General features: G+C 37.2%; 15 protein-coding genes. 13 read left to right on the forward strand and 2 right to left on the reverse strand.

Annotated elements, in window-relative coordinates:
• The first annotated feature begins 11 nt into the window (after positions 1 to 11).
• Both QPX86_RS10250 and QPX86_RS10255 read left to right on the forward strand, forming a co-directional pair.
• Positions 12 to 1097: a response regulator gene (locus tag QPX86_RS10250; RefSeq protein WP_285162558.1), complete on the forward strand. Its 1086-nt coding sequence runs from the start codon at positions 12 to 14 to the stop codon at positions 1095 to 1097.
• Between the two features lie 88 nt (positions 1098 to 1185).
• A complete protein-coding gene (locus QPX86_RS10255; RefSeq protein WP_285162559.1) occupies positions 1186 to 2472 on the forward strand; it encodes a tyrosine-type recombinase/integrase in 1287 nt (428 codons plus the stop codon).
• A gap of 708 nt (positions 2473 to 3180) precedes the next feature.
• On the opposite strand, the gene QPX86_RS10260 is transcribed toward QPX86_RS10255, so the two are convergent.
• Together QPX86_RS10260 and QPX86_RS10265 are read right to left on the reverse strand one after the other, a co-directional pair.
• A complete protein-coding gene (locus QPX86_RS10260; RefSeq protein WP_220755699.1) occupies positions 3181 to 3414 on the reverse strand; it encodes a hypothetical protein in 234 nt (77 codons plus the stop codon).
• A 93-nt stretch (positions 3415 to 3507) separates the two neighbouring features.
• Complete coding sequence (locus tag QPX86_RS10265; RefSeq protein ID WP_259651414.1) at positions 3508 to 3957, reverse strand: hypothetical protein; 450 nt, start codon at positions 3955 to 3957, stop codon at positions 3508 to 3510.
• Positions 3958 to 4227: 270 nt separating this feature from the next.
• Here QPX86_RS10265 and ccoN point away from each other — a divergent pair, with 270 nt between their 5' ends.
• From ccoN to ttcA, 11 genes are all read left to right on the forward strand, one after another.
• The gene (gene ccoN / locus QPX86_RS10270; RefSeq protein WP_220755701.1) at positions 4228 to 5661 is read left to right on the forward strand and encodes a cytochrome-c oxidase, cbb3-type subunit I; all 1434 of its coding nucleotides are present in this window, start codon (positions 4228 to 4230) and stop codon (positions 5659 to 5661) included.
• A gap of 11 nt (positions 5662 to 5672) precedes the next feature.
• Positions 5673 to 6287 (forward strand): cytochrome-c oxidase, cbb3-type subunit II, encoded by a 615-nt coding sequence (ccoO, locus tag QPX86_RS10275; protein ID WP_220755702.1) that lies wholly within the window; start codon positions 5673 to 5675, stop codon positions 6285 to 6287.
• Positions 6288 to 6297: 10 nt separating this feature from the next.
• Entirely contained in the window at positions 6298 to 6474 is a 177-nt protein-coding gene (locus QPX86_RS10280; RefSeq protein WP_153913779.1) for a cbb3-type cytochrome oxidase subunit 3, read from the forward strand.
• A complete protein-coding gene (ccoP, locus tag QPX86_RS10285; RefSeq protein ID WP_285162564.1) occupies positions 6474 to 7442 on the forward strand; it encodes a cytochrome-c oxidase, cbb3-type subunit III in 969 nt (322 codons plus the stop codon). Before QPX86_RS10280 ends, ccoP begins: the two co-directional genes overlap by 1 nt.
• Positions 7443 to 7558: 116 nt before the next feature.
• On the forward strand, positions 7559 to 8038 hold the full coding sequence (locus tag QPX86_RS10290) for a FixH family protein (RefSeq protein WP_220755709.1): 480 nt from the start codon (positions 7559 to 7561) through the stop codon (positions 8036 to 8038).
• 6 nt (positions 8039 to 8044) lie between these two features.
• Positions 8045 to 10456 carry a heavy metal translocating P-type ATPase gene (locus QPX86_RS10295; protein ID WP_285162565.1) on the forward strand — a complete coding sequence of 804 codons (2412 nt, stop codon included), beginning with the start codon at positions 8045 to 8047 and terminating at the stop codon, positions 10454 to 10456.
• Entirely contained in the window at positions 10453 to 10689 is a 237-nt protein-coding gene (ccoS, locus tag QPX86_RS10300; RefSeq protein ID WP_220755603.1) for a cbb3-type cytochrome oxidase assembly protein CcoS, read from the forward strand. The genes QPX86_RS10295 and ccoS overlap by 4 nt, the downstream gene beginning before the upstream one ends.
• Position 10690: 1 nt before the next feature.
• Entirely contained in the window at positions 10691 to 11380 is a 690-nt protein-coding gene (locus tag QPX86_RS10305) for a sulfite exporter TauE/SafE family protein (RefSeq protein WP_220755604.1), read from the forward strand.
• 55 nt (positions 11381 to 11435) lie between these two features.
• Positions 11436 to 12188 carry an electron transport transcriptional regulator EtrA gene (etrA, locus tag QPX86_RS10310; RefSeq protein ID WP_220755605.1) on the forward strand — a complete coding sequence of 251 codons (753 nt, stop codon included), beginning with the start codon at positions 11436 to 11438 and terminating at the stop codon, positions 12186 to 12188.
• A gap of 85 nt (positions 12189 to 12273) precedes the next feature.
• Complete coding sequence (uspE, locus tag QPX86_RS10315) at positions 12274 to 13203, forward strand: universal stress protein UspE (RefSeq protein WP_285162567.1); 930 nt, start codon at positions 12274 to 12276, stop codon at positions 13201 to 13203.
• Positions 13204 to 13281: 78 nt separating this feature from the next.
• The gene (ttcA, locus tag QPX86_RS10320; RefSeq protein ID WP_374758530.1) at positions 13282 to 14211 is read left to right on the forward strand and encodes a tRNA 2-thiocytidine(32) synthetase TtcA; all 930 of its coding nucleotides are present in this window, start codon (positions 13282 to 13284) and stop codon (positions 14209 to 14211) included.
• Positions 14212 to 14230 lie beyond the last annotated feature (19 nt).

A 14230-nucleotide genomic window follows, 5' to 3' on the forward strand; every position in this document is an offset into this window, starting at 1 on the left:
AAGGGTAGTGTATGGATAATATGATTAGTGTTGTGGTGTTCTATCAATCAATAGAAATCAAAAAAGTGGTACAGGAAATTCTCAGAAATAAATATCAGAGGATTTTGTACTGTGATATCAAAACTAATCAAGACCAATTCATTGCATTTATGGAAGATAAATCTAAACCAACACTTTTTATATATGCTTTTGAAGAACCAAAGGAAGCAGTCGAATTTAATGAAATTATAGTTTCATTAAATAATTCAAAAAAAATACTAAGTGATAAATATTTATCGTTATTAATTTGTTGTAGAGAACACCGTGAAGCTGCCTATTTTGAATGTTCAAAAGGGCGCTTTTACAGTTATGAAACCTATAAACCGGTTTACGATATGAACCGCATTAGACTATCTATAACTCAAATGTGTGATTTACTGACAAGCCAAGATAAAGTCCATTTTTACGAAGAAGACAAAAAAGCCATTATTAATAAACTTCAGTACGTATCAGTACAATTACATGAGGTTGAAACCTCAATAGTGGATGAACAAGGGGTTCAACATAGTTTACTCAATGAGCTCATTAATGAGATAGATAAATTATGTAATGGTGATATGAGTAAAGAAAGTGAAAAGGTTCAAAATCATGTAGCAAAAATAAAACCCAAAGTTGAAAATTTTAAAGCGCATAACCAAAATTATTTTAATGAAATAGGTACCAAGGTTAGGGCAGCTGCGCCAAGCTATAAGAAAAAGATGCCCCTAGTACTAGTCGTAGACGACCAAAATGTGATGTTAAAGATCATTACAACAATATTGAAACCGAAAGGTTTTGATGTAGAAGTGGCAATTAATGGCGCAGCGGCAATCAATAAACTTAAAAGTTGTAAACCAGAATTGATATTATTAGATATTGATATGCCAGTGATGAATGGAATTCAGACTCTTAAAAATATGAAAAGTATGGAACAGTTGGAGAATGTACCAATAATTATGCTAACCAGCATAACGGATAAAGAAAGCTTTATAGAATGTCGTCAACTTGGAGCTATTGACTATATCGTTAAACCAACGAATGCAGAGACATTACTCAAGAAAATATTTGCGGTTATATAAATAGTATCAGTTTTAATGCCGATAAATAACGTTATCGGCATTAACGAATTGTGCTACTATTTATCAATAATTTCAGATAGATAATATTATGTACTTCGAGAAACCACCTGTTTATCCTTTGTTTGATTCTGCTGACTTTATTCTTTCCGGTAACAGCTTTATCAACCAGCATATCACTGCGGTGTCATTAAAAGATGTCCCTGATGCAGGCCTTATTATTGAGCATTGCTCAGACTGGTTATATGAACAAAAACAATCAGAAAATAACTATAAAGCCTATCGAAGTGAGCTTACAACTTACTTGCATTGGTGCTTTGATGTTGCTGTTTTATCTCCGATTCAAGTAACAAGAAAGGATATTGCACGGTATATAAATTATTGTGAAAATCCACCCACAGAACTGGTTGGATACTTTAATGTAGCCCAATTTAAGACAGAAAAAACGACTGGAATACGCTACCCAAACTCAGCCTGGAGACCATTTGTTGGTAAAAAGCAACTCGGAAAACAGTTGCCATATAGCCTAAGTGAAAATGCATTAAAAACTAAGATTGCAATTTTATCGTCATTTTATGGTTACCTAATTAGTGAAGAATACACCGAACGGAATCCAGCCCAACTCTGGTTTAAGCACAGTCGTTTTGCAATCAATCGCAAATATATTAAAAATGAAGATGATAATAATCATGCGTTTACCAAACTACAGTGGTCCTATGTAGTAAGTACAGTTTCAGAGCTGGCAGAAAAAGAACCCAGTAAGCACCAACGTAGCTTGTTTTTAATTAACATCCTGTATAGCTGTTATTTACGTATTTCAGAAATTAGTGGACGCGCTGGTTACTCTCCAATGATGAGCCAATTTAGAAAAGATGTTCATAACGGTATTTGGTACTTTTATGTTCCTTATTCTAAAAGCGGCAAAGCGAGAAGTATTGCTATTTCAACGACATTACTAGATGGTTTAAAGCAATACCGGAGATACCTTGGCTTATCAGATTTGCCTTCTATCAATGAACAACATCCAATCTTTATCAGACATAAAGCTGCTGCGCACGGCCGAGATTCAGGTGTATTAAATGCCAACCTTGGCATAAGACAAATACGCGAAGAAATTGATTCGTTGATAAACCTAGCTGCAGATAAGGCACTAGAAGATGGATTTGAGCAAGATAGTGATTTAATGCGAAAGTTAACAGCGCACAATATTCGTCATACTGGCATCACTCATGACATCAACATTAATCAAAGACCTTTATCACATGTGCAAGCTGATGCGGGTCATGAAAGTATCGACACGACATCTCAGTATTTACATACCACTCAAACTGAACGACATCAGAGTGCTGCTAACAAACCCTTAGATCATTTAGTGTAAAACTTAGGCGCTTGTACGTGAAATCTGAGATACAACTAAGGCAATAGGCGTCAGATTTTACGTACGAACACCCAGTTAATTAACTAATTTAGAGCGCTTATGGATGATAATGCTTAATTATCCTTGAAAGCAGCCTAAACCTATCCATAACGATTAGCACACATAACTACGCACAATGTATATTATGTTAAATAGAGTTTGACTGGTTATAAGATTAATCTAAAAATTCCAATCCTCACCTCAAATTTCTCTAAGATGGTTAATGCAATTTAACTTCACTCTATTTGTGAACGACTCACAATGAACTCTTAAAAATCTTTCGACAAGATTATATTTCGCGAGTTGAAATAATTTAGTTTGTTATACCAGGTTTACACCGATTGAAATTAGTTAACTCTTTATCCAGTTTGATAGTAATTGTTTATAACTTAACTAAATTACTATTTATAAAATTAGGAACACTGATGCGTCATTTGGATCAAATAGCATTTACTCTAATTGATTTTTTAGTCGTTACTCTATCAATGAATTGGTTCATTACTAAAGTCCATGGTTAGTTGTTACATAATTTATTGATAGACTTGATTGCTGTTAGCGATTAAATATTTTGACTTTGTTGCCTTATAAAAATGCCATCAACTATGAACTTCTACATAACTAATTGTATATTAATAACTTTATTAATCATTGCTAGTGCACTTTGTTTGATTAATTAGCTTGAAACATTGATATCAATTGTTCATCTATCAAATCCGAAGATTGAATGTTTACCGCTACTGGTTTATTACAATGCACTCTCTGGTTACAAGACATTAAGCATAATTGCCACAATTGCTTTTTGGTTTCAATATCCAAACTTTTAACGTCTGCTACGCAAAGGTGGCCACTTTGGATTAATAAGGCCATTTTTTCTAGTGGAATGGAAATGTTTAATTTAGTCATGATAATTACCCCAATATTCAGTTGAAGTAATTATAACTTAATGAGAATGATTATCAACACGATTTGTGGTAATTTCGATTGCGATGTTCGCTTTTAGTGATTGTCAGCTAAAAAATCAAACCACGTAGATTTTACTTCACCGTTTAATTCAAAGTTTACGATTGTTCGCCAAACCATATAATCACTGCTACATGAGCCGTATATAGCTTGGCCTGAAAAGGATTTTGAGTCAGCTGATGTTAATTTAACGGGAATAATTCCCATAAACATATCACGACCTTCAATTCTTACATCGACATTAGTCACTGGTTCTGAAAAATTAAGCTTAACCTGCAAAGGTTTTTCACTGGGAGCAAAAATAGGATTGATAAGCAATGAAATGGACAGATTGTGTACACTTTGTTTACACTCTCCTTCGCTAAATTGGCATAAGGTCGCATCGGCAGTTCTTCTTGCGGTATTGGATTCGTTAACTTGTGAATCGCATCCTACTAAATTAGCAATAAAAAATAACAAGAAAACAGACTTTGTTAAAAAGTGCACAAATAATAACCTCATGATTCAAATTGATAACATTATCTTTAGGAAATTGATCTAGATCAAGTTTACTCGGGCTCCCTGAGTATCTTTTTTGACACAGCTCAAGTATCATTGCATTGCCTCATGATAGATATAAAAAACATGAGGTAACACCTTGACAACGCGTTAAAAAGCAACTTCATTTTAGTTTGTTTTTTCAACTATTGTCGCCTAAACAGGTAAAGTTCCGCTTTACTATAATTAAAAGTAAAAGTAATAAGCCGTGGAAGCATTATGATGAATCATTCCCAGCCTACAGGCGCTGATTACAACTACACTATTGTTCGCCAATTCGCGTTAACCACAGTTTTGTGGGGAATCGTTGGTATGGCAGTAGGTGTATTGATTGCGGCCCAGTTAATCTGGCCACAACTAAACTTCGAAACATCATGGTTAACGTATAGTCGTCTTAGACCACTACATACAAATGCCGTGATTTTCGCGTTTGGTACTTCAGCCCTTTTCGCAACATCCTACTATATCGTACAACGCACCTGTCAAACCCGTTTATTTGCACCTAAATTAGCTGCATTTACATTCTGGGGTTGGCAAGCCATTATCCTCTCTGCTGCAATCACCTTACCTATGGGGTTCACCTCAGGTAAAGAGTACGCTGAATTAGAGTGGCCTATTGATATTGCAATCACCATTGTTTGGGTTGCTTATGCAGTAGTGTTCTTTGGCACAATCATTAAACGAACAACATCGCATATTTACGTTGCGAACTGGTTCTTTGGTGCTTTCATTATCACGGTAGCAGTGCTGCACATTGTTAACTCAATGGCCGTACCTGTCAGCTTATTCAAATCATATTCCATGTACTCTGGCGCAGTCGATGCGATGGTACAGTGGTGGTATGGACATAATGCAGTTGGATTCTTATTAACTGCGGGTTTCTTAGGGATGATGTACTACTTCGTACCTAAGCAAGCTGGTCGCCCTGTTTATTCATACCGTTTATCAATTGTTCACTTTTGGGCTTTGATTGCGCTATATATTTGGGCTGGTCCTCATCACCTTCATTATACAGCTTTACCTGATTGGACTCAGACACTCGGTATGGTGATGTCGTTAATCTTATTTGCTCCTTCTTGGGGTGGCATGATTAACGGTATTATGACCTTATCTGGCGCTTGGCATAAGCTACGTACTGATCCAGTACTTCGTTTCTTAGTTGTTTCATTGTCTTTCTACGGTATGTCTACCTTCGAAGGACCAATGATGGCAATTAAGACTGTTAACGCCTTATCGCATTATACCGATTGGACTGTTGGTCATGTTCACTCTGGTGCTTTAGGTTGGGTAGCGATGGTTTCTATCGGTTCTCTATATCACCTTATCCCTGTTTTATTCGGTCATGGCCGTATGTACAGCACTAATTTAGTGAATGTTCATTTCTGGTTAGCGACAATTGGTACAGTGTTATACATTGTAGCAATGTGGATTTCTGGTGTTATGCAAGGTCTAATGTGGCGTGCAGTTAACTCTGACGGAACATTAACTTATAGCTTTGTTGAGAGTTTAGAAGCGTCTTATCCTTTCTACTTTGTTCGCTTTATTGGTGGTGTATTCTTCTTAACTGGTATGTTTATTATGGCGTACAACGTCATCCGTACTGTTAATGCACCTAAAGATTCTTTACCACCATTAACTGAAGAAAAAGCATAAGGAGCAGAACGATGAAATTTAATCATGAATTAATCGAGAAAAACATCGGTCTGCTAGGTATCTTCACTGTAATCGCGATTAGTTTCGGCGGTTTAGTTCAGATTACCCCGCTACTTTTCTCTAAAGATACAACTGAACCAGTTGAAGGGTTAATCCCGTACAATGCTTTACAGATTGAAGGGCGTGACATCTATGTCCGTGAGGGTTGTTATAACTGTCACAGCCAAATGATCCGTCCTTTACGTGCTGAAACTGAGCGCTATGGTCATTACTCTGTAGCTGGTGAATCAGTATGGGATCACCCATTCCAATGGGGTTCTAAACGTACAGGTCCTGACTTAGCCCGTGTTGGTGGACGTTACAGTGATAAGTGGCATGAAGTTCACTTAATTAATCCACGTGATGTTGTACCACAGTCTAATATGCCTGCTTACCCTTGGTTAGCAGATAACAAGTTAGACGGAAAGCTCACTGGTAATAAGATGCAAATCTTAAGCAATTTCCATCCGGATCATAATATGTATACCGAAGAAGAAATTGCTGGTGCGCAGGCTGCTGTAGAAGGCAAGACTGAATTAGAAGCGTTAATCGCTTATCTTCAGTCACTTGGCCACGCACTGAAATAAGGAGGCAATTATGGATTACGGAACGTTACAAGGCATTCTTACCATTATTGTTATGGTCGTATTTGCCGGTATATTTTATTGGGCTTACAGCTCTAAAAGTAAACCAAAATTTGATGAAGCTGCTAACCTGATTTTTTCTGAAGAAGAAATCGCTAAGCAAACTAACCATTCAGGAGATAACAAGTAATGAGTATCTTTTGGAATGTTTGGATTATTTTTCCAACTTTGTTAGTGATTGCGGGGTGTTTCTTCCTTTTACGTGCTTGTTCAAAAAACAAGACCGGAATTGAAGAAGGCGAGTCAATGGGTCACACCTTTGACGGTATCGAAGAATTAAATAACCCGCTTCCTAAGTGGTGGGCTTATATGTTCTACATCAGTATTGTCTTTGGCTTAATTTATCTTGCGCTTTATCCCGGTCTTGGTAGTTACCAAGGTTTATTTGGTTGGACTAGTTCTAACCAAAGCGTGGGTTATGAGCAAGGTATTAAAGAGGACTCAAAAGCTGCGGTTGAATTAGCTAAAGCTGAGAATCGTTTATCACAGTATGACCGTGAAGTTGCTGCTGCTGATGAAAAATATGGCCCTATCTTTGCTGCATATTTAGCGACTCCGCTAGAAGAGCTAGTTAAAGATGAAGAAGCACTTAAAGTAGGTGGACGTTTATTCCTACAAAATTGTGCTCAGTGTCATGGTTCAGATGCCCGAGGTAGTATTGGTTTCCCTAACTTAACTGATAATAATTGGTTATATGGTGGTGAACTTGCCACGATTAAAACTTCAATTATGAACGGTCGTAACGGTATGATGCCGCCTAAAGGTGGTTTACCAATCGAAGACAGTGAAATTCAAGGTTTAGCTGAATACGTATTTAAATTATCAGGTCGTGATCATGACGCTACTCTCGCAGCGCAAGGTCAAGCTTCATTCATGAAAGGTTGTTTTGCTTGTCATGGTATGGACGGAACCGGTAACAAATTTATGGGTGCACCTAATTTAACTGACGATGCTTGGTTATATGGCAGCAGCCGTTTGCAAGTTATGCAATCTATTGCAAACGGACGTGCTGGTGTAATGCCTGCGTGGGACGATATACTGGGCGAAGAAAAAGTTCACGTTATATCGGCGTATGTTTATAGCTTATCAAACAAATAGTTACATCAAAGTAACAACAAAGGCTTCGTGAAAACGAAGCCTTTTTTTTAAGTGATTCTTAAGCCTTTTCGAGTTAAAATATCACAATAATAATTCTTAATATTTAGGACCGTTTTATGTCTGCTCCTCTTCCCTGGTATAAACATTTTTGGCCTTGGTTCATTGTCGTTTTACTTCTTGTAGTGGTCATTAAAAGTATGGTTGCAATGAGTATTGCAATTGATAACGCAGACTCGCTTGTTTCAGATGATTATTATAAAGAAGGTAAAGCCATCAATATGGATTTACGTAAAATCAAACAAGCTAAAAACTTAGGCATGCAGTTTTTAGTTGAAGTTGATGATCATGAATTGAAAATTACTCAGCATGGTGGACCTGAATATCGCGCTGCATTAAAAGTCGAATTTATTCACCCTACTTTAGAAGAAAAAGATTTCAGTATTAATGCAACTGCAGATGGGACTGGCGCTTATCGTATTGGGTTATCTGATGCCATTTCTGGAGCTTGGAATGTGCGCTTAGAAGGTTTTGATGCCAGTTGGAGAATCCAGCAACGTATTGAAATTACAGACGATGTAGAATACTGGTTAAATTAATTTTTCATGCAAAGTTGCTTTCATTGTAATGAACCCGTACTAACGGGTAATGAGTTTACAACTGTTATTAACAATCAGGAGCAGCTTATGTGCTGCCCTGGTTGTCAGGCTGTTTCTCAAGCTATTATCGATTCAGGTTTAAGTAGTTATTATCAATTCCGTAGTGAACCTGGAAGTAAACAAACTGCGTTAGTTCCTAGCGAATTAGCCCAGTATTCAGCATATGATTTACCTGAAATTCAACAAGATTTAGTTTACTCAAAAGATAATGAGAATACCCTTTCAGTATCTATTGAAGGGATAACTTGTGCAGCTTGCGCGTGGCTAATCGAGCATAAACTAAAACAAATTTCTGGCGTAAACAAAATCGCCGTTAACTCGACAACTCAACGTGCTTTAGTCAGTTGGGACGACTCAAAAATAAAACTCAGTGAAATATTATCAACTATTAGCCGTATTGGTTACCAAGCCGCACCATATCAAGTTGATGAACAAGAAAAACAAAGTAAACAAGAAAGTCGTAAGTTCTTGCTAAGGCTCGGTTTAGCCGGTTTCGCGACTATGCAAGTTATGATGTTTGCCCTTGCCCTTTACTCAGATTACTTTGTTGTACACGACACTGAAATGCGTGATTATTTTCGTTGGGTCAGCATGACATTAGCTGCACCAGTTGTATTTTATTCAGCCCAACCATTTTATTTTAGTGCAGTTCGAAGTTTACTTGGCGGCAAGATAAATATGGATTTATCTGTATCTCTGGCTATATGTGGTGCTTATATTGCGAGTTGTATTGCGACGATTAATGGTACAGGTGAAGTGTATTTCGAGTCCGTCACCATGTTTACCTTCTTTTTGTTATTAGGTAGGTTCTTCGAGCAAAAAGCTAAGCAAACTGCCTCTGTTAGTTCGAGTAACTTACACAAGTTAATTCCGCTTACTGCAAATCTAAAAAACACTACGCAAATAGACTCAAACAGCGAGATAACTGAAGAAATCACAGAAATACCTGCTAAACGCCTTAAAATTGGTGACATCATATTAATTAAGCCTGGTGAAGTTGTTGCAGCTGATGGCATCATATTAGAAGGTAAATCAGGTCTAAACGAATCTATGTTAACTGGCGAGCAAATGCCGTTAATTAAATGCCAAGAAGAAATGGTTTTTGCTGGTACTATCAATGTAGATCAGCCTTTAACTGTTGAAGTTACCGCTCTAGGTCAAGATCAACTCGTCGCAGAAATTATTCGTTTGCAAGAAGTTGCCTCTAACACTAAACCTAAAATTGCCTTAATGGTGGATAAGTCAGCAAGCTACTTTTCAACAGCAATTATTGCTATAGCAGCAATTACCTATTTTGCTTGGTTGTTTATCTCACCTGAAGACGCTTTTTGGGTAATGTTATCAGTGCTAGTTGCTACCTGCCCTTGTGCTTTAGCACTTGCTACTCCAACTGCAATTACTTGTTCCACTGCAATTTTTACAAAACTAGGCATCATAGTTCAAAAAGCAGGTGTGTTCGAAAAACTTCCTCTATTACAACATGTGGTTTTTGATAAAACGGGAACATTGACTTGCGGGACAGTATCTGTTGAAAAAACAATAATTTTCGCAAATGACTTTACTGAAAAAGAACTTCTTCAATATGCTGCTGCAATGGAGTTAGGTTCGCTTCACCCAATTGCTCATGCATTTTCAAAATTTTATAGTAAGCATGTTGTCGCATCAAACATTTCCCATCATGTAGGTTTAGGCATTTCTGCAAACATTGATGAGAAGGCAGTTAAAATTGGTAACGCACAATTTATCGGTTTAGACGCTTCACAATGTAAAGGTCAATTACTTTGGTTATCTATTGATGGTTTAGTAGCAGCATGCTTTATTCTGCAAGATTCAATAAGATCCGACAGTCAGCAAACTGTTACGGACCTGCAGGCAGCAGGTATACAAGTTAGCATGGCAAGCGGTGACACCAGTGAGCATGTTAATGAAATTGCTCAGCAATTAAATATTCAACACGCTTATTCTGGTTTAAGTCCTAATGATAAACTTGAATTAATAAATACATTACAGAAAAAGCAACATCTTGCTATGTTTGGTGATGGAATCAATGATGCTCCAGTACTTGCAGGTGCAAATTTATCTGTTGCGATGGGTAGCGGCAGTGCTATCGCAAAAAATAGTGCCGATTTAATTTTGCTAGGCGATCATTTATCAAAATTTAATCAAGCAATTAACCTTGCTAAACTGACAAACAAAATAATAAAACAAAACTTAATCTGGGCATTTGCTTACAACATCATTATTCTTCCTTTAGCTGTAACAGGCCATGTAGTGCCATATATAGCAGCGATTGGTATGTCTATTAGTTCTATTATTGTTGTTTCAAATAGTCTTCGCCTGCTAAGGGTAAAAATATGAGTATCATCTACGTTTTAATTCCCATTGCCATGCTGTTTGTGGTTGTCGCTGTTGCGGTTTTCTTTTGGGCAGTAAAATCTGAGCAATTTGACGACTTAGATAGACAAAGTGTTTCTATATTGTTTGACGAAGACTCAACATCTGTACCTTCAAATACACAAGAGAAAGACCAAGAAAATATCACAAGTAGTGAGTCCGATTTGGATAAACCCTCTGCAAATAAGCATAATTAATTTGATTGAATATAATGTTTGGGGCGCGTTCCTCGTAGGATTAATGGGTGCTGCACATTGTTTTGGAATGTGTGGAGGTCTTATCGGTGCCTTTGCGACGAACTTGCCTGCAACTTCATCTAACCGTTTAGCCAATCAGTTAAGCTTTTTACTTAGCTATAATTTAGGTCGGATCTTAAGTTATACGATTGCCGGTGCGCTAGCTGGTGCCAGTAGTGCTGCATTAGGTTATATGTTTGACCTAGACTCTTACCTTATTGGGTTAAGAATCATTGCTGGGGTTATGATGATAATTACTGGCTTATATATTGCTCAGATTTGGTTCGGTATTGTTCATATTGAAAAATTAGGAAAAGGCCTTTGGACTGTATTAAAGCCTTTAGCAAACAAGTTATTACCCATTAAAACTCAATTTCAAGCAACTATTGCAGGAATGATTTGGGGGTGGTTACCCTGTGGATTAGTCTACAGTACATTAACTTGGTCGGTAGCCGCAGGAGATGCATTAAACGGTGCTATGGTGATGTTAGCTTTTGGTTTGGGCACCCTACCAGCTTTACTAAGTGCAGGATTAACCGCAAAAAAATTGGCAGGATGGGTTCAAAAAAAGCAAGTACGACTATTAAGTGGGATCTTGATTGTAGTATTTGGCTTACAAACTATTTATATCGCCATCATGCAGCTAAACTAGCTGTAGCATTGTTATTAGTTTAACATGGTACGGTAGTAATTAATTGAGAGTATATATGCCTACAGATCAAACGAAACAGCTTCGCGCATCTACTGGTGGTTGTGCAATTCATTGTCATGATTGCAGTATGGAATCGCTTTGCATTCCTTTTACGTTGGATAATAACGAGCTCGATAGACTAGACGATATTATCGAACGAAAAAAGCCTGTTCAAAAAGGTGATCAGATATTTAAATCTGGTGATCCTCTCAAATCTCTATTCGCTATCCGTTCTGGAACCATAAAAAGTTTCACTATTACTGAGCAAGGTGATGAACAAATTACTGGTTTTCATTTAGCTGGTGATGTCATTGGTTTTGACGGTATTCATTCTCAAATTCACCAAAGCTTTGCCCAAGCTCTTGAAACAGCAATGGTTTGTGAAATTCCTTTTGATACCCTAGATACTCTTTCAGGCACTATGCCTAAATTAAGACAACAAATTATGCGCTTAATGAGTAATGAAATCATGGGCGATCAAGAAATGATTTTATTATTATCTAAGAAAAATGCCGAAGAACGTTTAGCTGCATTTATCAATAATCTTGCTAACCGTTTTGGCAGCCGAGGTTTTTCTCCGCATGAGTTTAGGCTAACAATGACCCGTGGAGACATCGGAAATTATCTTGGATTAACTGTCGAAACAATCAGTCGTTTATTGGGTCGATTTCAAAAAGCGGGTTTAATTGAAGTTAAAGGCAAATACATCACCATTGTTGATAATGTTGCACTAAGTCAACTTGCAGGCAATTCCAGAATTGCGACTTAAAGAGTTAATTTTGATTTTATGATCTAACTCAACGACATCACCGTGGATAAAAGTGATAGTAATATAAAAACAGCTTGGAGGTTTTATGAAGGATTATAATAAGATTTTAGTAGTCATTAACCCAATGACTGACCATCAACCTGCTCTTGCCAGAGCCGTTGAACTTGCTTCCAAGTCCAATGCATCTATCACTGCTTTTCTCACCATATTTGATTTCTCATATGAAATGACATCTATTCTTTCTAGCCATGAAAGAGAAGCGATGCGCCAAGGTGTTATTGATCAACGTGAAACTTGGCTAACAGAAGCCATTGCACCTTATATCAAAAATGGATTAAGTATCGATACAAAAGTCGTTTGGCATAACAGACCATTTGAAAGTGTCATTAAATATGCCATAGAGCAAGAAATCGATTTATTAGTAAAAAGCACTCACGAACACGATAAGTTAAAGTCCATTATTTTTACTCCGACCGACTGGCATTTACTCCGAAAAGCCCCAATTCCAGTATTAATGGTTAAAGATCATGATTGGCCTGTAGCGGGTAAAATTTTGTGTGCTGTGAATGTTGCATCTGAAGATGACGAGCATTCAACATTAAATACAAAGATCATTGAAAGTGCATTGAATCTTGCTGCTAAGTTTTCAGCTCAAATTCATTTAGTTAATGGATACCCTGGTACGCCTGTGAACCTTGCGATCGAATTACCTGAATTTGATGCAGCAAGTTACAATGATACGGTTCGTATGCAACATGAACAGCGCATTCAATATCTAGCAAACAGTTTCAATATTCCACTAGAAAACTATCATGTAGAAGAAGGCTTACCTGAAGATGTTATCCCAGAATTAGCACTAAAACTTGATGCTGAACTTGTTATTTTAGGCACAGTTGGGCGTACTGGGTTTTCTGCAGCTTTAATTGGTAATACTGCTGAACATGTGATTGATAGTATCAATTGTGATTTGCTTGCAGTTAAACCTGAGGGTTATAAATCACCACTTGAAGACTAAAGTCTTTACCATCGGCTAGAATGCTGGAATAATACGCGCCCTGAAACGATAGTTACTGGGCGCTTTTTAATGTCTGAAATGCAACAGCAAGAAAAAATTTTGGCAGATCGCCAAGCAAAATTAGAAAAGAAATTACGTCATGATGTAGGTCGTGCGATAGGTGACTATCAAATGATTGAAGATGGTGATGTTATCATGTGTTGCCTTTCTGGAGGTAAAGACAGTTATGCAATGCTCGACATTTTGTTGAACTTGCAAAAACGCGCACCAATTAAGTTTGAGATTGTGGCTGTTAATTTAGATCAGAAACAACCTGGATTCCCAGAACATATTTTGCCAGCTTATCTTGATACTCTAGCTGTGCCTTATCATATTTTAGAAAAAGACACGTATTCAATCGTAAAAGATAAAATTCCTGAAGGTAAAACTACGTGTTCTTTATGCTCACGCCTCCGTCGTGGCACCTTATATGGTTTTGCACAACGCATTGGAGCAACAAAAATTGCTTTAGGTCATCATAGAGATGACATCATCGAAACATTATTTTTGAATATGTTTTTTGGCGGAAAAATGAAAGCCATGCCGCCAAAGTTACTATCTGATGACGGTGCTAACATGGTCATACGCCCATTAGCATACTGTAAAGAAAAAGACATTGCTGAATATGCGGAATTAAAACAATTCCCTATCATTCCATGTAACTTATGTGGCTCACAAGAAAACCTTAAACGTGGAGCAGTAAAAGATATGCTAAATCAGTGGGACGTTGAGTTTCCTGGACGCATCGAAACTATTTTCACCGCTATGCAAAATACTTCTCCATCTCAAGGGGTGGATAGAAACGTGTTTGATTTTTTATCGCTGCAACGTGATGCGGATGCACCATTATCTGGTGATGTTGCTGAGTCTGATTTACCAGCGTTTGATTTTTTAGATACCAGTAACAATGGTCATATTAATCTTGATGAAGCATCTAAGATTGATATTGTCACAACTTATAAACCATAAATGATTATAAGTTAGAAAA

This window comes from Shewanella goraebulensis (assembly GCF_030252245.1).
Taxonomy (GTDB): domain Bacteria; phylum Pseudomonadota; class Gammaproteobacteria; order Enterobacterales; family Shewanellaceae; genus Shewanella; species Shewanella goraebulensis.

Bases quoted from the DNA above. Each gene is read 5' to 3' on its own strand.
- ccoS (WP_220755603.1), top strand. From the start codon at position 10,453: ATGAGTATCATCTACGTTTTAATTCCCATTGCCATGCTGTTTGTGGTT.
- etrA (WP_220755605.1), top strand. From the start codon at position 11,436: ATGCCTACAGATCAAACGAAACAGCTTCGCGCATCTACTGGTGGTTGT.
- QPX86_RS10255 (WP_285162559.1), top strand. From the start codon at position 1,186: ATGTACTTCGAGAAACCACCTGTTTATCCTTTGTTTGATTCTGCTGAC.
- QPX86_RS10290 (WP_220755709.1), top strand. From the start codon at position 7,559: ATGTCTGCTCCTCTTCCCTGGTATAAACATTTTTGGCCTTGGTTCATT.
- ccoP (WP_285162564.1), top strand. From the start codon at position 6,474: ATGAGTATCTTTTGGAATGTTTGGATTATTTTTCCAACTTTGTTAGTG.
- ccoO (WP_220755702.1), top strand. From the start codon at position 5,673: ATGAAATTTAATCATGAATTAATCGAGAAAAACATCGGTCTGCTAGGT.
- ttcA (WP_374758530.1), top strand. From the start codon at position 13,282: ATGCAACAGCAAGAAAAAATTTTGGCAGATCGCCAAGCAAAATTAGAA.
- QPX86_RS10295 (WP_285162565.1), top strand. From the start codon at position 8,045: ATGCAAAGTTGCTTTCATTGTAATGAACCCGTACTAACGGGTAATGAG.
- QPX86_RS10250 (WP_285162558.1), top strand. From the start codon at position 12: ATGGATAATATGATTAGTGTTGTGGTGTTCTATCAATCAATAGAAATC.
- uspE (WP_285162567.1), top strand. From the start codon at position 12,274: ATGAAGGATTATAATAAGATTTTAGTAGTCATTAACCCAATGACTGAC.
- QPX86_RS10260 (WP_220755699.1), bottom strand. From the start codon at position 3,414: ATGACTAAATTAAACATTTCCATTCCACTAGAAAAAATGGCCTTATTA.
- QPX86_RS10280 (WP_153913779.1), top strand. From the start codon at position 6,298: ATGGATTACGGAACGTTACAAGGCATTCTTACCATTATTGTTATGGTC.
- ccoN (WP_220755701.1), top strand. From the start codon at position 4,228: ATGATGAATCATTCCCAGCCTACAGGCGCTGATTACAACTACACTATT.